General features: G+C 73.7%; 24 protein-coding genes and 1 riboswitch. Of the genes, 8 read left to right on the plus strand and 16 right to left on the minus strand.

Annotation, left to right across the window (positions count from 1 at the left end; translation table 11 throughout):
- Positions 1-288: 288 nt before the first annotated feature.
- Complete coding sequence (locus tag AB0O09_RS27205) at positions 289-588, plus strand: hypothetical protein (RefSeq protein WP_363545608.1); 300 nt, start codon at positions 289-291, stop codon at positions 586-588.
- Positions 589-600: 12 nt separating this feature from the next.
- On the opposite strand, the gene AB0O09_RS27210 is transcribed toward AB0O09_RS27205, so the two are convergent.
- The 14 genes from AB0O09_RS27210 to AB0O09_RS27275 all read right to left on the minus strand — a co-directional run bounded on the left by AB0O09_RS27210 (position 601) and on the right by AB0O09_RS27275 (position 14,945).
- On the minus strand, positions 601-1,017 hold the full coding sequence (locus tag AB0O09_RS27210) for a PIN domain nuclease (RefSeq protein WP_363545611.1): 417 nt from the start codon (positions 1,015-1,017) through the stop codon (positions 601-603).
- Positions 1,014-1,226, minus strand: coding sequence for a type II toxin-antitoxin system VapB family antitoxin (locus AB0O09_RS27215; RefSeq protein WP_263102707.1), 213 nt, complete (start codon positions 1,224-1,226; stop codon positions 1,014-1,016). The genes AB0O09_RS27210 and AB0O09_RS27215 overlap by 4 nt, the downstream gene beginning before the upstream one ends.
- A gap of 18 nt (positions 1,227-1,244) precedes the next feature.
- Entirely contained in the window at positions 1,245-2,963 is a 1,719-nt protein-coding gene (locus tag AB0O09_RS27220; protein WP_363545614.1) for an SDR family oxidoreductase, read from the minus strand.
- On the minus strand, positions 2,960-3,790 hold the full coding sequence (locus AB0O09_RS27225) for a M24 family metallopeptidase (protein ID WP_363545617.1): 831 nt from the start codon (positions 3,788-3,790) through the stop codon (positions 2,960-2,962). Before AB0O09_RS27225 ends, AB0O09_RS27220 begins: the two co-directional genes overlap by 4 nt.
- Before the next feature lie 11 nt (positions 3,791-3,801).
- A complete protein-coding gene (locus AB0O09_RS27230) occupies positions 3,802-4,887 on the minus strand; it encodes a PDR/VanB family oxidoreductase (RefSeq protein WP_363545620.1) in 1,086 nt (361 codons plus the stop codon).
- 225 nt (positions 4,888-5,112) lie between these two features.
- Complete coding sequence (locus AB0O09_RS27235; protein WP_363545623.1) at positions 5,113-6,006, minus strand: metal-dependent hydrolase; 894 nt, start codon at positions 6,004-6,006, stop codon at positions 5,113-5,115.
- A gap of 219 nt (positions 6,007-6,225) precedes the next feature.
- A complete protein-coding gene (locus tag AB0O09_RS27240; RefSeq protein ID WP_363545625.1) occupies positions 6,226-6,372 on the minus strand; it encodes a hypothetical protein in 147 nt (48 codons plus the stop codon).
- Positions 6,373-6,412: 40 nt separating this feature from the next.
- On the minus strand, positions 6,413-7,198 hold the full coding sequence (locus AB0O09_RS27245; protein ID WP_344627563.1) for an IclR family transcriptional regulator C-terminal domain-containing protein: 786 nt from the start codon (positions 7,196-7,198) through the stop codon (positions 6,413-6,415).
- A gap of 199 nt (positions 7,199-7,397) precedes the next feature.
- On the minus strand, positions 7,398-8,858 hold the full coding sequence (locus tag AB0O09_RS27250) for a catalase (protein ID WP_363545628.1): 1,461 nt from the start codon (positions 8,856-8,858) through the stop codon (positions 7,398-7,400).
- 44 nt (positions 8,859-8,902) lie between these two features.
- Complete coding sequence (gene alc, locus AB0O09_RS27255; RefSeq protein WP_363545631.1) at positions 8,903-10,168, minus strand: allantoicase; 1,266 nt, start codon at positions 10,166-10,168, stop codon at positions 8,903-8,905.
- Between the two features lie 11 nt (positions 10,169-10,179).
- Entirely contained in the window at positions 10,180-11,547 is a 1,368-nt protein-coding gene (gene allB, locus AB0O09_RS27260) for an allantoinase AllB (protein WP_363545634.1), read from the minus strand.
- Between the two features lie 150 nt (positions 11,548-11,697).
- On the minus strand, positions 11,698-12,840 hold the full coding sequence (locus AB0O09_RS27265; protein WP_363545637.1) for a glycerate kinase: 1,143 nt from the start codon (positions 12,838-12,840) through the stop codon (positions 11,698-11,700).
- A gap of 345 nt (positions 12,841-13,185) precedes the next feature.
- Complete coding sequence (locus AB0O09_RS27270; RefSeq protein ID WP_363545640.1) at positions 13,186-14,070, minus strand: 2-hydroxy-3-oxopropionate reductase; 885 nt, start codon at positions 14,068-14,070, stop codon at positions 13,186-13,188.
- Positions 14,071-14,111: 41 nt separating this feature from the next.
- The gene (locus AB0O09_RS27275) at positions 14,112-14,945 is read right to left on the minus strand and encodes a TIM barrel protein (protein WP_363545643.1); all 834 of its coding nucleotides are present in this window, start codon (positions 14,943-14,945) and stop codon (positions 14,112-14,114) included.
- Positions 14,946-15,173: 228 nt separating this feature from the next.
- Here AB0O09_RS27275 and AB0O09_RS27280 point away from each other — a divergent pair, with 228 nt between their 5' ends.
- The 7 genes from AB0O09_RS27280 (at position 15,174) to AB0O09_RS27310 (ending at position 21,149) form a co-directional block, all read left to right on the plus strand.
- Positions 15,174-15,443 (plus strand): thiamine-binding protein, encoded by a 270-nt coding sequence (locus AB0O09_RS27280; RefSeq protein WP_363545646.1) that lies wholly within the window; start codon positions 15,174-15,176, stop codon positions 15,441-15,443.
- Complete coding sequence (locus AB0O09_RS27285) at positions 15,440-15,820, plus strand: helix-turn-helix domain-containing protein (protein ID WP_363545649.1); 381 nt, start codon at positions 15,440-15,442, stop codon at positions 15,818-15,820. Before AB0O09_RS27280 ends, AB0O09_RS27285 begins: the two co-directional genes overlap by 4 nt.
- Positions 15,821-16,001: 181 nt before the next feature.
- The gene (gene uraD, locus AB0O09_RS27290) at positions 16,002-16,526 is read left to right on the plus strand and encodes a 2-oxo-4-hydroxy-4-carboxy-5-ureidoimidazoline decarboxylase (RefSeq protein WP_363545652.1); all 525 of its coding nucleotides are present in this window, start codon (positions 16,002-16,004) and stop codon (positions 16,524-16,526) included.
- Positions 16,527-16,574: 48 nt separating this feature from the next.
- Positions 16,575-16,910 (plus strand): hydroxyisourate hydrolase, encoded by a 336-nt coding sequence (gene uraH / locus AB0O09_RS27295; protein WP_344627572.1) that lies wholly within the window; start codon positions 16,575-16,577, stop codon positions 16,908-16,910.
- Between the two features lie 31 nt (positions 16,911-16,941).
- On the plus strand, positions 16,942-17,862 hold the full coding sequence (gene pucL / locus AB0O09_RS27300) for a factor-independent urate hydroxylase (RefSeq protein ID WP_359985952.1): 921 nt from the start codon (positions 16,942-16,944) through the stop codon (positions 17,860-17,862).
- A 151-nt stretch (positions 17,863-18,013) separates the two neighbouring features.
- A complete protein-coding gene (locus AB0O09_RS27305) occupies positions 18,014-19,396 on the plus strand; it encodes an 8-oxoguanine deaminase (protein ID WP_363545656.1) in 1,383 nt (460 codons plus the stop codon).
- Between the two features lie 259 nt (positions 19,397-19,655).
- Positions 19,656-19,832: riboswitch (cyclic di-AMP (ydaO/yuaA leader) on the plus strand.
- Positions 19,833-19,835: 3 nt separating this feature from the next.
- Positions 19,836-21,149 carry a glycoside hydrolase family 16 protein gene (locus tag AB0O09_RS27310; RefSeq protein WP_363545659.1) on the plus strand — a complete coding sequence of 438 codons (1,314 nt, stop codon included), beginning with the start codon at positions 19,836-19,838 and terminating at the stop codon, positions 21,147-21,149.
- 45 nt (positions 21,150-21,194) lie between these two features.
- On the opposite strand, the gene AB0O09_RS27315 is transcribed toward AB0O09_RS27310, so the two are convergent.
- On the minus strand, positions 21,195-21,581 hold the full coding sequence (locus tag AB0O09_RS27315) for a gamma-glutamylcyclotransferase (protein WP_344627575.1): 387 nt from the start codon (positions 21,579-21,581) through the stop codon (positions 21,195-21,197).
- A 140-nt stretch (positions 21,582-21,721) separates the two neighbouring features.
- Positions 21,722-23,374, minus strand: a complete 1,653-nt coding sequence (aceB, locus tag AB0O09_RS27320; RefSeq protein WP_363545662.1) for a malate synthase A — start codon at positions 23,372-23,374, stop codon at positions 21,722-21,724.
- Between the last annotated feature and the right edge of the window lie 20 nt (positions 23,375-23,394).

Below are 23,394 nucleotides of genomic sequence, written 5' to 3' on the forward strand. Positions count from 1 at the left end.
CGAGGAGACCGCCGTCTCCGTCGCCGCCGAGATCGTCGCCCACCGCCGCGGCGGCAGCTGCCTGCCCCTCTCCACCGGCGACGGCCCCATCCACCACGACCTGACGGCGGTCGCACCGGAGCCGGAGCCGAAGCACCGACCGCGGCCGCACGCCGCCTGAGCACGGGCCGGGCGGTCCGGGTGCGGGGCAGCGTCCGCGGCGCGACGCTGGAGACCTGAGGACCGACCCCCACCCGGCGAGGTCCGAACGGCCGGCCGGTCGTCCTCCGTACCGAAGGGACCACCGCCATGCGCATGCTCGTCCAGGCCTCGATCGACACCGAACGCTCCAACGCCGTGGTCGCCGCGGGGAAGATGCCGGAGTCGGTGGAGCAGATGCTCAACATCCTCAAGCCCGAGGCCGCCTACTTCTACCCGCTGCACGGCCGCCGCGGCTTCACCATGGTGGTGGACGTCGCCGACGAGGCCGCCCTGATCCCCCTCGTCGAACCGCTCTGGACGGAGATGGGCGCCGACGTCGAGGTGGTCCCCTGCCTCACCGCCCAGGAACTCCAGACCGGCCTCGCCCGCCTCACCGCCCAGTCCTGACCCGGCCGGAGGTCAATCGGCCTCACCGGCGGGGACCACCCACCGCGTCGGCTGGCCGGTGACCTGGGCGATCATGTCGTAGTCGCCGTCATAGTGCAGCACGGTGACGCCGTGGCGCTCCGCCGTCGCGGCGATCACCAGGTCGGCCGTCGACACCGCCCGTCGGTTGCCCGCACCGACCAGGAGCACCTGGACGTCCAGCGCCCGGTCCCAGACCTCGTCGGTCGTCGGCAGCCGGTCGAAGCCGCGCATCTCGTCGCGGATGCGCTCGGCCTCGGCCTTCGACCGGGCGCTGCGCAGGACCTCCAGCTCGACCGCCGCGCAGACGGCCAGCAGGCCTGCGTTGTGGAGCGGTTCCACCGCCCTGCGGACGGCCTGCTCGGGAAATCGGGCGAGGGCGGAGGTGTCGATCAGAAAGCGTTCCGTCATGCCGCCCGGTGCTCCGAATCACCCTCCACCGGCCCGGTGAGGTCCGGCAGGCCGCCTTCGGCCAACCAGTTCAGGAAGGACTCCCGCTTCCGACGCTTGATCGCATCGGCGAGCGCGGCGTTCACGGTGGCCACCTTCGTGGTGGTGCCGAAGATCTCCGCGGCTTCGGCCAGCAGCTCGTCGTCCACGTCTATCACCGTGCGCGTCATGGCAACCTCCCGAGGCCGTCAGCCGATGTCGAGGCGGGCGAGGCGGCGCAGCAGGGCCGGGCTGAGGCGGCCGAGGAGGCGGGCGGCCTTGGCCTCGAAGGTGACCGGGACGACCGGCTTGCCGGTGCGGACGGCGCGGAGGATCTCCGCGGCGACCTTCTCGGGCGGGAAGCCCCGGCGGGCGTACGCCTTGGTGGCCTTGGCCCGCTTGGCGGCCTGCTCGTCCGGGTCGGTGCCGGAGAAGGTGGTGGTGCTGGTGATGTTGGTCGCCACGATGCCCGGGCAGATCGCGGAGACGCCGATCCCGTGCGGGGCGAGTTCGGCCCGCAGGCAGTCGGAGAGCATGAGCACCCCGGCCTTGCTGGTGGCGTACGCGGCCAGCGACTTCGCCGGCAGGTAGGCCGCCGCCGAGGCCAGGTTGACGATGTGTCCGCCTTCGCCGCGGGCCACCATCAGGGCGCCGAAGGCGCGGCAGCCGTGGATGACGCCCCAGAGGTTGACGTCCAGGACGCGCTGCCACTCCTTCTCGGTGGTCTGCAGGAAGGTGCCGGCGTGGCCGATCCCGGCGTTGTTGACCACCACGTCGGGCACGCCGTGATCGGCGGCGACCTGCCGGGCGAAGGCGTCGACGGCCTCGCCGTCGGAGACGTCCACCCGGTGGGCGTGCGCCCGCGGGCCGACCAGGCCGCAGAGGTCGGCGGTGCGTTCGGCGGCGGCGAGGTCGAGGTCGCAGACCACCACCCGGTCCCCCTGCTCGGCGAAGGCCAGGGCGGTGGCCCGGCCGATGCCGCTGCCGCCGCCGGTGACCACCGCGAGCCGGCCGCTCACCGGCGGGCCCTGGACGTGCCCGGCGGCGACCCGGGCCACGTGCTCGCGGACGAACCGGGCCACCGTGCCGCCCTTCTCCAGCAGCGCGGACCAGTGGCCGGCGTCCAGGGTGCGGCGGGTCAGGTGCGGCACCCAGCGCTCCAGGCCCTCGGAGAGGAAGGTGGAGACGTAGCGGTCCCGCTCCAGGGTGATCAGCTGGACGGGCACCTCGGTCGGCCGTTCCCGCGGACTGCGCAGCACCGGACGGAAGTTGGCCCGGTACAGCTCGATCCCGCGGACGGCGTCCCGGCCGAGGGTCGGCTGCGGGTGGCCGGCCCGCGGGGTGACGGCCTCCATCCGGTGCAGCACCGTCGGCCAGGCGCGGGCCAGGAAGAGCCGCCAGACGGCCGGTGCCAGGTAGGGCAGTTGGAAGGCCGTGATGTACCAGGAGTGCACGCCCTGGACGAGCAGCTGGCGCAGGTGCCGCGGGGTGGGGCGGCGCATCCGGTGCCTGATCCAGTGGCCGATGTGGTCGAGCGACGGCCCGGAGACGGTGGTGTAGGAGGCGATCCGCCGGTGTGCGCCGGGCTCGGTGACGGCCTCCCAGGACTGGATGGAACCCCAGTCGTGGGCGACCACGTGCACCGGCTCGTCCGGGCTGACGGCGTCGGCGACGGCGAACAGGTCGGCGCCGAGGTGCTCCAGCCGGTAGCCGTCCCGGGCGGCGGGCACACCGGAGCCGCCGGCGCCGCGGACGTCGTAGCGGACCACGTGGTGGTCGGTGGCGAGGTCGGCGGCGACGTCGTCCCAGACCGCGTGGGTGTCCGGGTAGCCGTGCACCAGCAGGACGGTCGGCCGGGCCGGGTCGCCCTGCTCGTACACGGCCAGCGGCAGCCCGCCGGAGTGGACGGTGCGGCGGCGGATGGTCATGCGGCCTCCTCCTGGAGCGTCCGGCGCCGCACGTGCGGCAGGTCGTCGTCGAGCCAGAACGCGTCGTCGTCCGTGACGACGAGCAGTTCCTCGAACTTGATGCCCACGTCCCGGAAGCCGATGTGCGGCTCGACCGCCCACAGGCCCGGGGTGGGGGCGTGCCGGGACGACCGGCCGTCCGCCCACAATGGGGAGCGGCCGTGCAGCCGCTCGCCGATCAGCTCCCGGCCGAGCGTCTGGAGTGTACGCACGCCGAAGCCGAAGAGGGTGACGCCGGCCGGGCCGCGGGCGGTCGTCCGGGTGACCCGGTGGCCGATCACCCGGCCGGGGTAGACCCGGTGCCGGTTGTCGTAGCCGTGCACGGCGAGCTGGGCGTCCACCGCCGCGTACACCTCGTTCAGCGGCTTGCGGGCCCTGACCTCGGCGAGGATCAGCTCCCGGTAGACCTTCAGGTCGGCGGCGAGGCGGTCCCAGACCGGGTTCTCGCCGACCTTGCCGCCGTAGCCGATGTCCGCGGTGTAGCCGTCCACCACCGGCGCGCAGTCCAGCACGTACGGCATGCCCTCCTCCAGCCGGCGGCTCCCGGCGAAGAACTGCAGCGGGGTGCGGAAGTGCCGGAAGGCCGTGCGGTCGCCGAACCAGGCGAACGGCACGTGGAAGTAGTCCTGCACCCCGGCCCGCTCCAGGCAGCGGCGCAGCTGCGCGGTGGCCTGCCGCTCGGTGACGCCGGGTTCGATCCAGGCGGCGACCTGCTCCGCGCAGTGGTAGGCGAGTTGCTGCGTCTCGCGGAACCTGGCGAGGTCGCGCTCGTCGTACGGGAAGGTCATGTGCGGGCTCCTCAGAGGTCCAGGACGAGGGTCTCGCCCTCGGCCGCGCGGGAGACGCAGGGCAGCAGGGCGCCGCCCGCCCGCTCGGCCGGGGTCAGCCGGCGGTCACGGTGCTCGGGCGTGCCGTCCAGCACCCGCACCCGGCAGGTGCCGCAGAACCCCTGCTTGCAGGAGTACGGCAGGTCGGGACGGAGCTCGCGGGCCACGTCCAGGGCGGAACGGTCCGCGGGGACGGCGAGTTCGGGACCGCCGGCGCCGAGCCGGACGGTGAACGGATGCCCGCCGGAGACCGGCGCCGCACCGAACCGCTCGAAGTGCAGGGCGCGGGCCGGCGAGGCGTCGAACGCCCGCTGGACGGCGGCCAGCATCGGCGCCGGGCCGCAGCAGTAGACGGCCGCGCCGCGCGGGGCCCGGGCGAGCAGCTCGGCGGCGTCCGGGACGCCGTCGCGGTCGTCGGTGCGGATCTCCACCCGGGCCGGGTCGAGGGCGCGCAGTTCCTCGGTGAACGGCAGCGCCGCGGCCGTCCTGCCGGTGTGCACCAGCCGCCAGTCCAGGCCGAGCGACCGCGCCTGACGGGCCATCGGCAGCAGCGGGGTGATGCCGATCCCGCCGGCCAGCAGCAGCACCGCGGGCTCCGCGCAGAAGGCGAAGCCGTTGCGCGGGCGGGCGGCGGCCAGTCGGCTGCCGACCGCGACCTCGTCGTGCAGCTCCACGGACCCGCCGCCGCCGTCGGCGGCCCGGCGCACCGCGATCCGGTAGCGGTGCCGGTCCGCGGGATCCCCGCAGAGCGAGTAGTGCCGCTGACGGCCCGACGGCAGGGTGAGGAGCAGACGGGCACCGGGCTGCCAGGACGGCAGCGGGCCGCCCGAGGGCTCGGCGAGGTGGACGGCGACGACGTCCTCGGCGACCGTGCGGTGGCCGGTGACCACCAGGCGCAGCGGCGGGACGGGGGCGGGGGCCGGTCTGCGGGGACTGCGGCGCAGCCCTGGGCTGCCGAGCGCCGGACTGTAGCGGTCGCCGAACGCGGTGAGCCACCGCATGAACCGGTCGTCCCGGGGACGGCCGTACAGGTCGGGCGGCGGAGTGACGAGATCCATCGGTGGCGGCTCCGTGGCAGGTCGGAATCGGACGGGGGGAGGCATCACCCCAGGGGCGCGTGGGGGCACCTCCCGGCCGAAGGCCGGGGGAGAACTGCACAGTCCGGGGGTGGCTGTCCGAACAGACTCGGGCCGCCCCCGGTTTGTGCAGTGGCCGCATCCGAATTGCGCAGTTCCCCGCGCCCCTGGTTGGTTGCCTGCGTCCCCCCGAGGGGGGTGGCGCCCTCAGTGGGTGGCGGCTGCGCGGGCGGCCGGGGAGGTGGCGAGGTAGCCGAGGGCCTGGCTGGAGGAGCCCTCCTGGGTGGGGTGGTAGCCGGGCTTGAAGTAGCGGGCGGCGGAGCGGGCCATCGCCTTCGGGTCGGGCAGCAGTCCGCGGCGGGCCTGCACCTGCGCCTCCCGCCAGGTCGGCCGGATCCGGCCGCGGAGTTCGGGGTCGGCGGCGAGCAGGAACCGGACGCCCCGCACCCACAGGTGCACCAGCAGCGGCCCGGAGACGAGCATCCCCCGCATCCGCCGCAGGTAGCCGGGGTCGAGGTGGACGAGCAGATCGTAGGCGACGCTGCGGTGCTCGACCTCTTCGGCGCCGTGCCAGCGCAGCAGGTCGAGCATGGTGGGGTCGGCCCGGGCGCGGTCGAGGCCGGGCGAGTTGAGGGCCCAGTTGCCGAGGAAGGCGGTGAAGTGCTCGATCGCGGCGACGAAGGCGACCCGTTCGATGATGTTCTCCCGGCGCCGGCGGCCCGTCAGCCCGGGCTTGTCGCCGAGGACGCGGTGGAAGAGCCAGCCGATCTGGCGGATGTAGGGGCGGGGGTCGAGGCCCTGGCCGAGCAGGTGGTCGAGGACTTCCTGGTGGGCTTCGGCGTGGATGGCCTCCTGGCCGATGAAGCCGAGGACCTCCTCGCGGAGCCGGTCGTCGGTGATCATCGGCAGGGCGTCCGAGAAGACCCGGACGAACCAGCGCTCGCCCTCCGGGAGGAGGAGGTGCAGCACGTTGATGGTGTGGGTGGCGAACGGCTCGTCGGGGATCCAGTGCAGCGGCAGGCTGGACCAGTCGAACTGCACGTCGCGGGGTTCCAGGACGAGGTTGTCGTGGATGCGCGGCGGCGGGGTGGTGCTGGGCATGGGTGAGCCTCCTGGCCTGCAGTGGCGGCTTCGACCCTGGCAACGTACTCGCGGGTAGCAGGCCCGGCAAGGGTCTTATCGACATTGAGTCTAATAAGTTTCGCGTCCACCACGCCCCTCGCCCGGACGGTGGAGGTGCGGCTCAGTCCGGCACGGGCACCGGCGGACGGAGCACCGCCCGGAGCGCCGCCAGGAAGGACTCGACCGCCGGCCGGGTCATCAGCAGGGCGTGGTCGTCCAGCGAGCCGTCGTCCGGAGCCGGACGCGTTCCGCCGCCCACCCGGCCGGCTCGGCGCCGATGCCGAGCACGACCAGGAAGAACGGCGCCGCGAGGCGGCCGACGAACACGTCGGTGTCGGGCCGCAACGGCGTCCTGCCCGCGGCGGGGAGGCGCCGCACGCCCCGGCTACACCGCCATGGCGAGCATCAGCGGGGCTGCGCGCAGCGAGAGGAGTTCGGCGGCTGCGCGCAGGCGGTGGGTCTCGGTGGCGGGCAGGGAGGTGGCCAGGCAGCCGACGGTGGCGCCGGCGGTGACGGGGACGGCCGCGCAGACGGTGCCCAGCGCGTACTCCTGGAGGTCGAGCACGGGGACGGTGGCGGGCTGCCGGTCCAGGCGGTGCAGCAGCTGCTCGGTGTCGGTGATGGTGCGGGAGGTGAGCCGGGCGACGGGGTGGCGGGCGAGGTGGTCGCGGCGGCCGTTGTGGTCGAGCTGGCCGAGCAGGCACTTGCCCATGGCGCTGGCGTGGGCCGTCGCCCGGAAGTCCACCCACTCCTGGACGGCCGGGGCGTGGTCGGTGGCGGAGACGGCCTCCACGCTCAGTTCGCCGTCGTGGTAGCGCGTGAAGTAGACGGCGGCGCCGAGTTCGTCCCGCAGGTCGGCGAGCCGCCGGTGCAGCCGGGCCCGGACGAGCTGTTCGCGGTTCTGCTGGCCGAGCACGGTGAGCGCGCCGCCGAGCAGCCAGACGCCGTCGTCGAAGAGCAGGTAGCCCTCGCACTCCAGGGTCTCGGCCAGTTCCTGCACCGCCGCGGCCTGGACGCCGAGTTCGCGGGCCAGCCGGGCGGTGTCGACGCCGTGCGGGTGCCGGTCGACGGCCTCCAGCAGGCGCAGTGCGCGGTGCAGCGGCCCGTACGGGTTCGGGTTCGGGCGGCCGTGGGCGGGGCCGGTCCGGCGGCCCCGGCTCGGTGCCGGCATGGGCGTCCCCTTCCGCTCGCGCGAGTGCGCGGCGCGGCCGCGCACCTCCAGCCTAGCCGCGGAGGGGCCGCCATGGCCGCCCGTACGACCGGATGCGGCACGGTTCGTGAGCGCCCGTCAGATTCCGGGGGTTCTTGTGGTAAGGCGAAGGGCCCCTCCCCCACTGCCCAGGGGGGAGGGGCCCGGTCGGGGTGTCCGGTCAGGCGTCGTCGCCGGCGCGGAGCTTCTTCACCGCGGCCTCCAGACGGCTGCCGTACTCCTCGTCGGCCGCGTGGAAGTGGGCGAGGTTCTTCTCCACGATGTCCTCGCGGCTCACCTGGGCGAGGAAGCCGGCCAGGTTGGCGATCAGGCGGTCCTTCTCGCCGTCGGACATCAGCCGGTAGAGCTCGCCGGCCTGGAAGAAGTCGTCGTCCTTGGTGTGGGCCGGGGTGGTGTAGGTGCCGGTGTGGCCCTCCAGCCGGACGGGGGCGGCGAGCGCGTCGCCGGTCTGCGCCGGGCCGTCGAAGGAGTTCGGCTCGTAGTTCTTGGCACGGCCGGCCGTGTTGAGGGCGCCCAGGCCGTCGCGGCCGTAGTTGTTCGCCTCGGTGGCGCGCGGGGCGTTCACCGGCAGCTGGGTGTGGTTGACGCCGAGGCGGTAGCGCTGGGCGTCGGCGTAGGCGAACAGGCGGCCCTGGAGCATCTTGTCCGGGGACGGGCCGATGCCGGGCACGAAGTTGTTCGGCGAGAAGGCGGCCTGCTCGACCTCGGCGAAGACGTTCTCCGGGTTCTTGTTGAGCACCAGGCGGCCGACCTTGACCAGCGGGTAGTCGGCGTGCGGCCACACCTTGGTGAGGTCGAAGGGGTTGAAGCGGTAGGTGGCGGCCTCGGCGACCGGCATCAGCTGGACGTACAGCGTCCAGGACGGGAAGACGCCGCGCTCGATGGCCTGGTGGAGGTCGCGCTGGTGGCTGTCGGCGTCGCCGCCGACCACCTCGGCGGCCTGCGAGCCGTCCAGCGAGCGGATGCCCTGGTTGGTCTTGAAGTGGTACTTCACCCAGTAGGCGTCGCCCTGCTCGTTGACCCACTGGTAGGTGTGCGAGCCGTAGCCGTTCATGTGGCGGTAGGAGGCCGGGATGCCGCGGTCGCCGAACAGCCAGGTGATCTGGTGGGTGGCCTCGGGGGCGTGCGCCCAGAAGTCCCAGACGTTCTCGGCCTCGGTGACGCCGGTGTACGGGTCGCGCTTCTGCGAGTGGATGAAGTCGGGGAACTTGATCGGGTCCTTGATGAAGAACACCGGGGTGTTGTTGCCGACCAGGTCGTAGTTGCCGTCGGCGGTGTAGAACTTCAGCGCGAAGCCGCGGGGGTCGCGGACCGCGTCGCTGGCGCCCAGGTTGCCGGCCACCGTGGAGAAGCGCAGGAAGACGTCGGTGCGCTTGCCGACGGCCGACAGGAAGTCCGCCCGGGTGTACTGCGAGACCTCGTCGGTGACCTCGAAGTAGCCGTAGGCGCCGGAGCCTCGGGCGTGCACCACGCGCTCCGGGATGCGCTCGCGGTTGAACCGGGCGAGCTTCTCCAGCAGCTGCTGGTCCTGGATCAGCAGCGGGCCGTACTCGCCGGCCGAGGCGGAGTTCTGGTTGTCGGCGACGGGCGCGCCGGACTCGGTGGTCAGGGTCTTCGGCATGAGGGTCCTTCAGTAGCAGCGGTGCGGTGCAGGGGGGTCTGGGGTCAGACGCCGAGGAGGCGCCAGAGGGCGGCGCGGCGGCGGGAGGTGTGCTCGCCGTCCGGGCCGTCGGCCGGGGCGAGGGCGGCTGCGGCGGCACCGGCCGCGGCGGCGTCCCGGAGCGGCCGGGCGGCGGTCAGCCCGGCGGCCTCGTCGGCGGTCAGGCCGGCCGCGGCGAGGGCGGACTCGGCCTCGGCGGCGGGCAGCGCGTCGAACCAGCGCAGGGCGAGGGCGGCGCGGCCGGCCTCGGTCAGACGGCCGGTGAGCCGGAGCCGGGCGAGGCCGCCGTCGGGGTAGACGTTGATCTTCACGTGGGTGGCGGTGCGGCCGGTGTCGAACCGGAAGCGGTGCCGGGTGTCGGGCTGCAGCCGGGTGCGGGGCAGCAGCGGGAACCAGCCGGCCGTGTCGGTGGCGGGGTCGCCGCCGGCGGAGGCGTCGTAGCCCACCAGGTCGGCCCAGCCGGGGGCGTTGGCGACGAAGTGGGTGGTGTCCACCTCGGCGGCCAGGACCTCGCCGCCCCCGGCCAGGGCGATCCGGACCCAGTCGTTGGCCTTGTCGCGCCGACGCCGGGTCTCCCAGCCCTCGCCCATGACGGTGGCGCGGCCGGGAGCGTTCAGGTTGTGCGGGGAGGAGAAGTAGCGGTCCGAGGCGGCCTCGGCGACGCCGCCGGTCTCCTGCGCGGCGAGGTCGAAGGTGAGGCCGTCGAGCTCGCGCGGGTCGGGCAGCACCTCGCCGTGCACCCGCAGCCGGGCGACGCCGCCGTCGGGCCAGATGTTGAGCCGGACGTGCGTCCAGCGGGTGCCGTCGTCGACCGCGAACTCGTGCGCGGTGTCGCCCTTCAGCGGGGTGCGCGGCACCAGGTCCGTCCACTCGGCGGCCTCGACCTCGGCGGGCGAGGGGTGGCCGGGTACGGAGGCGGCCTGGACGGAGGCGGTCTCCGGGTAGTTGCCGGTGAAGTGCGCGGTGTCGACGACCACGCCGCGGATCACGCCCGCCGCGCCGAGCCGGACGATCGCCCAGTCGTGGTCCTCGTCGGTCGGGTGCGGCTGGTCGGCCGAGGCGCCGCGGCGGCGGCGGGACTCCCAGCCGTCCATGATCTGGCCCTTGTGACCGAAGGTGTGCGGCCGGAACTCGGCGGGCCGGGCGACCAGCAGGTTCTCCGCGTCGGCGAAGGTGTCCTCGTTGGTGGCGACGACACCGGCGCCCAGCCGGCGGGAGGCCAGGTCGACCAGCTCGGTGAAGGGCGCGGCCGCGGTCTTCTCGGTGCTCAACTCGACTCTCCTCAAGGACGGGTGATCTGCCGGCCGAACGGCTCGCCGGCGGTGTCGACCGCCCGGCCGCGGAGCCAGGTGGTGCGCACCGCGCCGGTGAGGGTGCGGCCGGCGTACGGGGTGACGGGGTTGCGGTGGTGCAGCTGCTCGGCGTGCACCGCGAAGTCGGCGTCCGGGTCGAAGGCGACGAGGTCGGCGTCGTACCCGGGGGCGATGGCGCCCTTGGTGCCGGTGAGGCCGACCAGGGCTGCCGGGCCGGAGGCCATCCAGCGGACGACGTCCGCGAGGGTGTGGCCGCGACGGCGGGCCTCCGTCCAGACCGCGGGCAGGCCGACCTGCAGGGAGGCGATGCCGCCCCAGGCCGCGGCGAAGTCGCCGCTGCCGCCGTAGCGCCGGAGCAGCTTCAGGTCCGGGGTGGACGGCGAGTGGTCGGAGACGACTGCGGCGAACTCGCCGGCCGCGAGGGCCGCCCAGAGGGCGTCCCGGTTGGACTCGGAGCGGATCGGCGGGCAGCACTTGAAGGCGGTGTCGCCGTCCGGCACCTCCTCCGCGGTGAGGGTGAGGTAGTGCGGGCAGGTCTCGGCCGTCACCTGCACGCCGTCCTCCCGGGCCTGCCGCAGCAGCGGCAGCACGGCGGCCGAGGAGACGTGCAGGATGTGCACCCGGGTACCGGTGCGGCGGGCGGTGTCGAGCAGCCGGGCGACGGCGGCGGCCTCGGCGTCGTCGGGCCGGGAGGCCAGGAAGTCGCGGTAGTGCACGCCGGGCTGCTGCGGGGCGGCGTCGAGGACGGCCGGGTCCTCGGCGTGGATGATCGCGAGCGCGCCGAGCCGGGCCTGCTCGGCGAGCGCGGACTCCAGGTCCTCCTGGGTGGCCAGGTGCGGGAACTCGTCCACGCCGGACGGGGCGAGGAAGCTCTTGAAGCCGAAGACGCCGGCCTCGTGCAGCGCCGCCAGGTCGCCGGTGTTGCCGGGCACCGCGCCGCCCCAGAAGCCGAGGTCGACCCAGGCCTGGCCCTCGGCGGTCTTCCGCTTGGCCTCCAGCCCGGCGGGCGTGGTGGTCGGCGGGACGGAGTTCAGCGGCATGTCGACGATCGTGGTGACACCGCCGGCGGCGGCCGCCCGGGTGGCCGTGGCGAAGCCCTCCCACTCGGTGCGGCCGGGCTCGTTGACGTGCACGTGGGTGTCGACCAGGCCGGGCAGCAGGGCGGTGTCGCCGAGGTCGGTCAGGTGGCGGTCCCCCGCGAGCAGCGAGCCGTGCGCGGCGACCTGGGCGATCCGCCCGTCCTGGACGAGGACGTCGGCCGGGCGCTCGCCGTCCGGCAGGACGACCCGGCGGGAGCGGATCACGGCCGGGGTGGACGACGTGTCGCTGAGGGGCATCGGGACCTCCGAAACGAGGGTACGAGTGGGGAGTGCCGAAGGCGCGCAGGGGAGTTGGGCCGCCGTCGGGTGCCGGACGGCGGCGAGTGCTCGGAGCCTAGGCCCGCCTTCAACAAAACGTCAATGTAGGAATCCACAAGGGGCTGCGGGCTACCGGCCGAGCAGTTCGGCGGCCAGCCGCTCCCCCGCGGTCTCGGCGAGTTCGCCGGCCCTGGTCATGCTCTCGCCCGGCCGCTCGGCCAGGTCGGTGAGCGCCACGGCCGCGGCGAAGCCCGCCGCCCGCCACTCCGGCTCCGACAGTTCCAGCCGTCCGGCCACGGCGGCCACCCGAACCCCCGCCCGGGTGGCCGCCGCGGCGACGCCGGCGGGGGCCTTGCCGTGGAGCGTCTGCGCGTCCAGGCATCCCTCACCGGTGACGACGAGGCGCGCCCCACGCACTGCCTCGTCGAAGCCCAGGAGATCGAGGAGGAGCTCGATCCCGGGCCGCATGGTGGCGCCGAGCAGGGCCAGGGCGGCGAAGCCGACCCCTCCTGCCGCCCCGGCGCCGGGGGCGTCGCGGACGTCCCGGCCGGTGACCGCCCGGACGGCGTCCGCCCAGACGGTCAGACCTTCCTCCAGGACCACCAGGTCGTCGCCGTCCGCGCCCTTCTGCGGGCCGTACACGGCGGTGGCGCCGCGCGGCCCGAGCAGCGGGTTGTCGACGTCGCAGGCGACCACCACGTCCACCCCGGAGAGCGGGTCGGCCAGCGGTCCGAGGTCGATCCGGGCGAGCCGGCGCAGGGCCGCGCCGCCCGGCGGCAGCTCGCCGCCGTCCGCGTCGTACAGGCCGACGCCGAGCGCCTGGACCATGCCCGCGCCGCCGTCGGTGCAGGCACTGCCGCCGAGGCCGAGCACGATCCGCGCGGCGCCGAGCGAGACGGCCCGGGCGATCAGCTGGCCGACCCCGTAGGAGCCGGCCGCCAGCGGGGCGGTGCGGCCGCCGGGGAGCCGGGCGAGGCCGGAGGCCTGCGCCAGCTCGACCACGGCGGTGTCGCCGCGGACGGCGATCGCCGCGTCCACCGGCAGACCGGTCGGGCCCGCCACCTTGACCGCGACCCGCTCGAAGCCGGCCGCGAGGGCGGCCGCCAGGGTGCCCTCGCCGCCGTCGGCGACCGGGAGCTCCCGGACCTCGGTGCCGGGGGCGGCGCGGCGGACGCCTGCGGCGATCCGGGCGGCGACCTCGGCGCCCTCCAGGGAGCCCTTGAACTTGTCGGGCGCGACGACCACATGACCCTGAGCGGGGGTGGCGGGCATGGTGGTGGCCTTTCTACGGGAACGTCTACGTACTGGCACTACCCAGGTGGGCGGGGGTTGCGCAGGTGCCGCCCACCCGGGGGCGTGGTGGGCCCCCTCTCCGCCGTTCCCCTCGTCCCGCTTCCGACGTTCGAGGGGCTCCCCTCGGCAGGAGAGGGGGCCGGGGCGGCGCGCACGGGCACGACCGAAGTGCCTACCGGGAGGGTGGCGCGCCGCCGGCCTGGGACGACCGGCAGGGGGCGGGCAGGGCCGCGGCCCGCTGCCGGTCGGGATGCTGCCTCCTGGCGGCGCGGGCACGACCGGACAGGTACACGCCGCCAGGAGGAGTCGGGGGGACGGGCCGGGTCAGACCGTCCGGCCGGAGAGCCGCTCGACGCCGCGCAGCAGGGCGGAGTGGTCGAGCGAGCCGTCGCCGTTGGCGCGGGCGGAGGCGACCAGCTGGGCCACCACGGCACCGACCGGCAGGGCGGCGCCGACGGCGCGGGCGGCGTCGGTGACGATGCCCATGTCCTTGTGGTGCAGGTCGATCCGGAAGCCGGGGGCGAACTCGCGGTTCAGCATGTTCGCCCGCTTGCGGTTGAGCACGGTGGAGCCGGCCAGGCCGCCGCCGAGCACCTCCAGCGCGGCCTGCAGGTCGACGCCGGCGTTCTCCAGGAAGACCACGGCCTCGGCGAGGACCTGGATGTTGACGGCCACGATCAGCTGGTTGGCGGCCTTCACCGTCTGGCCGGCGCCGGCCGGGCCGACGTGGATCACCGTGGTGCCGAGGGCGTCGAACAGCGGCTTGGCCTCGGCGAAGTCCTCCGCCGCGCCGCCGACCATGATCGACAGGACGGCCTCGACCGCGCCGGCCTCGCCGCCGGAGACCGGGGCGTCCAGGGTGCGCACGCCGCGCTCCTTGGCCGCGGCCTCGACCTTGATGGAGGTCTGCGGGGTGATCGAGGACATGTCGATCACCAGGGTGCCCGGCTGCGCGTTCTCCAGGACACCGCCCTCGCCCAGGATCACCTGCTCGACCTGCGGGTCGGCCGGGACCATGGTGATGACGACCTCGGCGTCCTTCACCGCGTCGGCGATGCTGGTGGCGCCGTGGCCGCCGGCGGCGACCAGGGCGTCGATCTGCGGCTGGGTGAGGTTGTAGCCGGTGACGTGGTGGCCGGCCCTGACCAGGTTGGCGGCCATCGGGCTGCCCATGATGCCGAGGCCGATGAAGGCGATCTTGCGGCTCATCGCGTCGTGCTCCTTGCGTTGGGGAGGTGGTGGGAGGGGGCTCAGCCGGCGCGCAGTTCGCGCGGGAGCCACGCGAAGCTGTCGGCGCTGACGCCGGTGGAGGGCTTGTACTCCAGGCCGATCCGGCCCTGGTAGCCGGCGGCGGTGAGCCGGGCGAAGAGGTCCTCGAAGTCGAGTCCGCCGGTGCCGGGCTCGTTGCGGGCCGGGACGTCGGCGATCTGCACGTGGCCGATCCGGTCGGCGTACGTCGAGATCACCGCCGCCGGGTCCTCGCCGTTCCTGGCCAGGTGGTAGAGGTCGCAGAGGAACTTGGCGTTGCCGAGACCGGTGGCCGCGTTGACCTTGTCGACGACCTCGACCGCCGCCTCGGCGCTGAGCAGCGCGTAGTCCGGGGACTCGACCGCGTTGAGGGTCTCGATCAGCAGCACCGCGCCGACGGAGTGCGCGGCCCGGGCGGCGAGGACGAGGTTCTCCAGCGCCAGGGCGTCCTGCTCGGCCGGGTCGGCGCCCGCCACCCGGTTGCCGTAGAGGGCGTTCAGCGCCTTGGTGCCGAGGGAGTCGGCGAGGGCCGCGGCGACCGGGACGTTGGCCCGGAAGCGCTCGCTCTCGGCCGGCACCGAGGCGGTGCCGCGGGCACCCTTGACGAGGTCGTCGAGGAAGTTGAGGCCGGTGAGCTGCACGCCGGCGTCGGTGAAGGCCTTGCGGAGCGCGTCCAGCTCGGCCTGCGAGGGGTCGTGCTCCTCGCCGAAGGGCCACCAGAGCTCGGCGGCGGTGAAGCCGGCCGCGGCCGCGGCGGCGGGGCGCTCCAGCAGCGGGAGCTCGTTGAACAGGATCGACAGGTTGACCGTGTAGCTGTGCGCGGCGGCGGCAGTCACGTGCTCACCTTCCCTCTCTTCCGTTCCCGACTTCCACGATCCGGAAGGGGGATTCTGTCTGGTGGAAGCTTCGCCGAGGAGCTTCCGGGCCGTCAAGGCCGTCGCAACAATTTGTTGAAGTGGCCGAACGGCGCCGGTCGCACCGCCCGCGGCCTGTCCGATCACCCAGCCGCCGCGCGCTCCCGCACGCCCGGTCCGACCCTTGCGCGGGCCGTCTAGAGTGAGCGCGTGCGATTGATGGTGGAGTTCACGACAGAACCGTTCGAGCTGGACGGCTTCCCGGACCACGCCAAGGCTGCCCGCCGGGTCGTGGACGAGGCCGGCCTCGACGTCTCGGTCGGGCCCTTCGGCACCAGCGCCGAGGGCGACGCCGAGCAGACCCTGGCCGCGGTGACGCGCCTGCTGCGCGAGACCCTGGAGGCCGGGGCGACCCGGATCTCCGTCCAGATCAGCGTGCTCGGCGACGAGCAGTCCCCGGAAGGAGGGGGTACGCCGTGAGCAACGCCCTGGAACACCCGCTCACCGCCGCGATAAAGCCGCTGCTGGACGCGGTGGGCGCCACCGCGGTCGAGCCGGCCGAGGCGCGCCCGGACGACGTCGTCCTGGAGTGGGACGGCGAGGCGGCCGTGGCGGTGCGGCTCCCGCACCTGAGCAGTGCGCTGGACCGGCTGCTCGCGGAGATGGTGCGCCAGTTCGACGGGCGCCCGCTGACCGAGCTCGACCGGGCCGAGAAGCAGCACGTGGTCGCCCTGCTGGAGGAGCGCGGGGCGTTCACCGTCCGCCACGGGGTGGAGACGGTGGCCTCGGCGCTCGGCGTCAGCCGCTTCACGGTCTACAACTACCTGAACCGGCAGGAAGGCTCCCGGAAGGGCTGACACCGCCCGCCCCGAGTCTCCACCGCCCGCCGCGCCGGGCCCATTGGCGGATCCCACACGTCATCCCCCGGCAACCCGGCCCGCCGCGAAACGTAACCACCAACCGTTCAACAAAGTGTTGACGGTCCGCGGTGGTGGATCTAGCTTGTGCGAGTGGCACCACTCTTCAGGAGGTCCACCCGTGACCAACGAATCCACCGCTCCGACCGCGGACGCCGGGGCGCTTGAGTCCCTGGCGGCGGCCCCGGCCGCCGATCTGCGGGAGACGCTGCTGGAGATCTGCTCCAGCCCCCGCTGGGCCGAGGCGGTCGCGGCCGCCCGGCCGTGGCGGGACCGCGCGGCCCTGCTCGACGCCAACGCCGCCGCCATGGCCGTCCTCGACACCGAGGACCTCGCCGACGCGATGGCCGGCCACGCCCGGATCGGCACGCCGAAGGCCGGCGACGCCACCTCCGAGCGCGAACAGGCCGGCGTCCGGGGAGCCGACAGCGCGCTCCTCGACGACCTGCGCGAGGCCAACGCCGCCTACGAGGCGAAGTTCGGCCACGTGTTCCTGATCTGCGCGACCGGCCGCACGGCCGCGACCATGCTCGCCTCGCTGCGCGAGCGCCACCCCAACGACGCCGCCACCGAGCGCGAGATCGTCCGCGGCGAGCTGCGCAAGATCAACGACATCCGCATCAACCGACTGCTCGACGGGGCCTAGACTCCTGACGGCCAGTCAATTCCTGCCATCAGTAAGGTGCTTCATCCCATGACTGGCATCTCCACGCACGTGCTCGACACCAGCCTCGGCCGCCCGGCCGAGGGCGTGCCGGTCGAGCTGGCACTGCACACCGAGGGTGGCTGGAAGGTGCTCGGCACCTCCGCCACGGACTCCGACGGCCGGGCCAAGGACCTGCCGGCCGCGGAGGCGGGCTCGGTCGTCCGGCTGCTCTTCGACACCACCGCGTACTACGCGGCCCGGGGCGAGGCGGCGCCGTTCTTCCCCGAGGTGGCGATCGTCTTCACGGTCGCGCCCGCGCAGCACCACTACCACGTGCCGTTGCTGCTCAACCCGTTCGGCTACTCGGTCTACCGCGGAAGCTAGAAGACCGACCTGGAACCTTAGGAGCCATGCCATGGCCCACGTGCTCGGCCAGAACCAGTACGGCAAGGCGGAGAACCGCATCGTCCGGGTCTACCGCGACTCCACCCGGCACGAGATCAAGGACCTGAACGTCTCGGTCTCCCTGCAGGGCGAGTTCGAGGACGTCCACCTCACCGGCTCCAACGCCAACTGCCTGCCCACCGACACGACGAAGAACACCGTCTACGCCTTCGCCAAGGAGTACGGCATCGAGTCGGCGGAGGCCTTCGGCATCACGCTGGCCCGCCACTTCGTCGAGAACACCGAGCGCGGTGTGGTGCACAGCGCCCGCATCCGCATCGAGGAGTACACCTGGGACCGCATCCGGACCCCGGACAGCTCCGCCCGCTTCATCGGCTCCGAGGAGGTCGGCCACTCCTTCGTCCGCAACGGCCAGGAGGTACGCACCTCCGAGATCGTGTTCGACGGCGAGTCCGTCCAGGTGATCTCCGGACTCAAGGACCTGGTCGTGATGAACACGACCAACTCCGAGTTCTGGGGCTACATCAAGGACAAGTACACCACCCTCCAGGAGGCCTACGACCGCATCCTGGCGACCCAGGTGACGGCCCGTTGGAAGTACGGCTACACCGGCCGCGACGACGAGCCGCAGCCGAACTGGAACCGCTCCTACAACCACGTGAAGCGCCACATGCTGGAGGCCTTCGCCGAGACGTACTCCTACTCGCTGCAGCAGACCCTGCACGCGATGGGCACCCGGGTGCTGAACAACCGCGCCGAGGTGGACGAGGTCCGCCTGGAGCTCCCCAACAAGCACCACTTCCTCGTCGACCTGGAGCCCTTCGGCCTCAAGAACGAGAACGAGGTGTACTACGCCGCCGACCGGATGTACGGCCTGATCGAGGGCACCGTCCACCGCGAGGGCGTCGTCCCGGTCATACCCGTCGCCTGACCGGACCGGCACCCGCCCGCCACGGGCCGGACGGCGCCGCCGCGGGGCCCCTGTGCTTCCCCGCACCGGCCTCCGCACCCCGTCCGGCCCGCCCCACCCGCCGCCCCGCCCGCGGCACACCCCCAGCCCTCGCCCCCAAGGAGTTCACGCCATGGCAGTCCAGCCCCCACCCGCCGACCAGCGGATCGTGATCGAGAACGTCGCCGTCGCGACGGTGGACGCAGACGACACCGAGTACGCCCGCGGCCACGTGGTGATCCTCGGCAACCGGATCGAGTCGGTCGGCGACGGCCCCGCCCCGCAGTGGCTGGACAACGTGGTGCGCCGGATCAACGGCGAGGGCCATCTGGTCACCCCGGGCCTGGTCAACACCCACCACCACTTCTACCAGTGGATCACCCGCGGCCTCGCCCAGGACGACATCCTCTTCGACTGGCTGGTCGCGCTCTACCCGACCTGGGCCCGGATCGACGAGAAGCTGGTGCACGCCGCCACCCAGGGCTCGGCCGCCGCGCTGCTCAAGTCCGGCTGCACCACCGCCTCCGACCACCACTACGTCTTCCCGCAGGGCGGCGGCGACGTCCTCGGCGCCTCGATCGAGGGCGTGCAGGAGCTCGGCCTGCGCTTCACCGCGCTGCGCGGCTCGATGGACCGCAGCAAGAAGGACGGCGGCCTGCCGCCGGACCACGCGGTGGAGCGGACCGAGGACATCCTGATCGCCTCCGAGGCCGCCGTCGACACGTGGCACGACGCCTCCTTCGGCTCGATGCTGCACGTGGCCCTCGCGCCCTGCTCGCCCTTCTCGGTCTCCACCGAACTCCTCAGGGAGTCGGCCGTGCTGGCCCGCCGCAAGGGCGTCCGGCTGCACACCCACGGCTCGGAGACGGCCGAGGAGGAGCAGTTCTGCAAGGAGCTGTTCGGCATGGGCCCGACCGACTACTTCGAGTCCACCGGCTGGCTCGGCGAGGACGTGTGGATGGCGCACTGCGTCCACATGAACGACTCCGACATCGCCAAGTTCGCCGAGACCGGCACCGGTGTCGCCCACTGCCCCTCGTCCAACGCCCGTCTGGCGGCCGGCATCGCCCGCGTCCCGGACATGCTGAAGGCCGGCGTGCCGGTGGGCCTCGGCGTCGACGGCACCGCCTCCAACGAGTCCGGCGAGCTCGGCACCGAGCTGCGCAACGCGCTGCTGATCAACCGCCTGCACGGCCGCCCCGACGCGCTGACGGCACGCCAGTCGCTGCGTCTGGGCACCATGGGCGGCGCCCGGGTGCTCGGCCGGCAGAACGAGATCGGCTCCATCGAGGCCGGCAAGCTCGCCGACCTGGCCCTGTGGAAGGTCGACGGCATCATGCACTCCTCGATCGCCGACCCGGTGGCCGCGCTCACCATGGGCGCCCTGCCGCCGCTGGCGGTGCTGTTCGTCAACGGCAACGCCGTCGTCGAGAAGGGCGTGCTGACCACCGTCGACGAGGACCGGATCGCGCTGGCCTGCGCCCGCGCCGCGAAGGAGCTCGCCTCCCGCGCCTGACCCCCCGCACTCCGGGCCGTACCAGGGACGGTACGCCACCCGGACTCCGTGGCCCCCGGCCGGCCCACAGCGGGCCGGTGGCCGTACGGAGCACAGCCCCCGGACCCACGGCGAGGGTCCGGGGGCTGCGGCGCGCCCGGATGTGACGGACCTGACATCGACGGTCCGATGCCTTGCCCTCCGGGAGGACACTGCTAACCTGCTCGGACGCCCGCTCCATGCGGGCCCCGTCCCGGGACCGCCGAGTCCCGTCCGCCCGGTGACGGCAACGCGAGATGCGACACGGACGGGAGCGGGGGAACCAGGTAAGTCGCCCTGGCCCCGCGCGCATGCTCGCGTACGGCCAGGGCTCGGGGTGAAGCCGCCCACCGGGCGGCCGGGCCACCTGACGGCCCGAATCCGACAGCTCACCTCGCAGGCGTCGTCGAGGAACAACTCCATGCCTGTTTCCGCCATCGCCCTCAAGGTGGGCGCGGTCGCCGGGCTCGGCCTGCTGGCCGTCCCCTTCCTGGGCAGCGCCGAGGCCGCCAACGTGCCCGAGGTGACCCAGGACCGGCTCTCGCCGGTCGCCATGGCCGCGAACACCGCGGCAGCCGCCTCCCTCTCCGTCCACTCCTCCGCCTGCTTCACCGCCCGGAGGATCGGCGTCGCCGTCCGCGACGCCGCCGGCAACAAGCTGGACTTCCCCGGCAGCGGCCGCAACGTGCGGATCTGCCCCGACGGGGTCACCGTCACCACCGCCGCCCGCACCCTGCCGGCCGGCGTCTACACCGCCTTCGGCACCTGGCAGGACGCCGACCGGCGCTGGCACGACCTCCCGGTGCAGACGCTGGACGTCCGCGACGCGGGCACCGCCGCGCCGGCCCCGAGCCCGAGCCCGACCGCCGCCCCGGTGGCGCCGAGCACCTCCCCCACGGCGAGCGCCACCCCGGCGCCCACCACGCCGACCGCGTCCCCGACCACGGCGGCGCCGAGCTTCGCCGCCTCCCCGTCGGCGAGCTCCTCCCCCACCTCGACGGCCGGTGCGCCGACCTGGTCGGACGACTTCGACGGCGTCAACGTGCCGCTCGGCAGCTGGACGGGCTGCTCCAACGGCCCGTCCATCACCGCCAGCCACTGCTCCGGACTGCCGGCCGCGGTGGACGGCAAGTGGTGGGCCTACCCGGACGGCTGGAAGGACACCAGCAAGAACGGCACCTACTCGCCGTCGAGGACGATGTCCATCGCCAACGGCCAGATGAACCTCCACCTCAACCGGGACGCCTCCGGCACCTGGGTCTCCGCACCGGTGCCCAAGCTGCCGTCCGCCTCCGGCGACGGCGTCCAGTACGGGCGCTTCGAGGTGACCTGGAAGGCGACCTCGGCCTCCGGCTACAAGATGGCGTGGCTGCTCTGGCCGGACGACGGCGTCTGGCCGCAGCACGGCGAGATCGACTTCCCCGAGGGCGACCTCAACGGCTCGATCGGCGCCTTCATGCACCGCGCCGACGCCACCTCGGGCAGCGACCAGGACGCCTACTCCAGCGGCGTCCCGACCGCCGGCGCGTGGCACACCTCGGCGGTCGACTGGCAGAAGGACGGCGTGACCTTCTACCTGGACGGCAAGGTGATCGGGCGCTCCACCGCGCGCATCCCCGCCAACTCGATGCACTGGGTGCTGCAGTCCGAGACGGCCCTCGGCGGCACCGTGCCCGCCGTGGGCTCCTCGGCGGACATCGCCGTCGACTCGGTCAAGTTCTGGAAGGCGGGCTGACCTTCCGCGTCCGCCCGACCGGCGCCCTCCCCCCGGGGGCGCCGGTCAGGCGGTGCGGCCGAGGGTGGCCAGGTAGGCCCGCCAGCCGCCGTGGCCGGTGATCTCGCGGTGCACCCCGCGCTCGAGCTCACCGCGGCGCAGCACCATGGACAGGCACGGCGTGCCGTCCGAGAGGGCGATCACGCCGAGCTCCAACTCCGGAGGCTCGCCCGGCAGGACGGCGTCCCGCAGGTGCTCCAGCGGGAGGTCGTAGAGCTCGCCCTCGATCGCCGCGCTGCCGCCCGGGTCGGGCAGCAGGCCGGGGCAGACGTCGCGGACGGAGAAGAAGCGGTGGCCGGGTGCGGTGCGGACCGGGCCGACCAGGTACTCGGCGACCAGCGGGTGGAACGGGCCGCCGGTCATCGCCTGGCCGTTGAAGAAGATGAGCGCCATGGGGAAGTGCCTCCGAACACGGGTGTTCCGTACGGCTCCCGGCGCCTGGGCGGCGGGAGCCGTACGGAACGGTGAATTGCGGCGGACGAGTTCGACGTCCTGGCGGGCGTCGGGCCGCTCGCCCGGCGGATAGGTTGGGGTCAGTCGAGCAGGGGCAGCGCGGGCAGGGTGAGGAAGTCGACGAACTCCTCGGCCAGGGCGACCTGTTCGAAGAGCCGGGCGGCCTCCGTCCAGCGCCCGGCGGCGTAGGCGGCGTCCCCGAGCTCGGTGCGCAGTTCGGCGAGTTCCTCGGCCACGAGCCGGCGGACGAGCTCCGCGGTGGCCTTCTCGCCGGTGTCGGCGAGGACGACGCCGTTGTTGATCCACTGCCAGATCTGCGAGCGGGAGATCTCGGCGGTGGCGGCGTCCTCCATCATGTTGAAGATGCCGACCGCGCCGAGGCCGCGCAGCCAGGCCTCGATGTAGCGGACGCCGACCTGGACGGCGTTGTGCAGGCCCGCGCGGGTGCAGCTGCCGCCGGCACCGGCGATGTCGAGCAGCTGCTCGGCGGTGACGGGCTCGGGCGAGCCCGGCGAGGACTTCTGGTTCGGTCGGTCGCCGAGCACGGCGTCGAAGCAGGACCGGGCGACCGGGACGAGGTCCGGGTGGGCGACCCAGGAGCCGTCGAAGCCGCCGGCGGCCTCGCGGTCCTTGTCGGCCTTGACCTTCTCCAGGGCGGCCGCGTTGACCTCCGGGTCCTTGCGGGAGGGGATGAACGCGGCCATGCCGCCGATCGCGTGGGCGCCGCGGCGGTGGCAGGTCTGCACCAGCAGGCGGGTGTAGGCGGCCATGAAGGGCGAGGCCATGGTGACGGTGTTGCGGTCCGGCAGGATGTAGTGGTCGCCGGCGTCGCGGAAGTTCTTCACGATCGAGAAGAGGTAGTCCCAGCGGCCGGCGTTGAGCCCGGCGGCGTGGTCGCGCAGCTCGAAGAGGATCTCCTCCATCTCGAAGGCCGCGGTGATGGTCTCGATCAGGACGGTGGCGCGGATCGTGCCGTGCGGGATGCCGAGCTCGGCCTGCGCGTGGGTGAAGACGTCGTTCCACAGCCGGGCCTCGAGGTGGCTCTCGGTCTTCGGCAGGTAGAAGTAGGGCCCGGAGTTGGGGTCCTCGGCACCGCGGGCGATCAGCCGGGCGGCGTTGTGGAAGAAGTACAGGCCGAAGTCGAAGAGGCCGCCGGAGACCGGGGCGCCGTCCACCAGCAGGTGGGTCTCGTCGAGGTGCCAGCCGCGCGGGCGGACCACCACGGTGGCGAGTTCGGCGGCGGGCCTCAGGGTGTACGCCTTGCCGGCCGGCGAGGTGAAGTCGATCCGGCCCTCGAAGGCGTCGATCAGGTTGACCTGGCCGGAGACCACGTTCTCCCAGGTGGGCGAGGTGGCGTCCTCGAAGTCGGCGAGCCAGACCCGGGCGCCGGAGTTGAGGGCGTTGATCACCATCTTGCGGTCGGTCGGGCCGGTGATCTCGACCCGGCGGTCCTGGAGGGCGCGCGGGGCCTCGGCGACCTGCCAGTCCCCGGCGCGGACGTCGGCCGTCCCGGGCAGGAAGTCGAGGGTGCCGGCCGCGGCGATCTCGGCGCGGCGGGTCTTCCGTCGGGCGAGGAGCTCCTGGCGGCGGCCTTCGAAGGCACGGTGGAGCCCGACGACGAAGGAGACGGCCTCCGGCGTGAGCACCTCCTCGGCGCGGGCGACGCGCGGACCGGCGACCGTGACGACCGGGGCGGCGGACGACGCGCCGGCGGATCCCTGATCTGCAGCCATGGGCAGGACACTCCTTGGAC

This window comes from Kitasatospora sp. NPDC093679 (genome assembly GCF_040683455.1).
Classification (GTDB): domain Bacteria; phylum Actinomycetota; class Actinomycetes; order Streptomycetales; family Streptomycetaceae; genus Kitasatospora; species Kitasatospora arboriphila.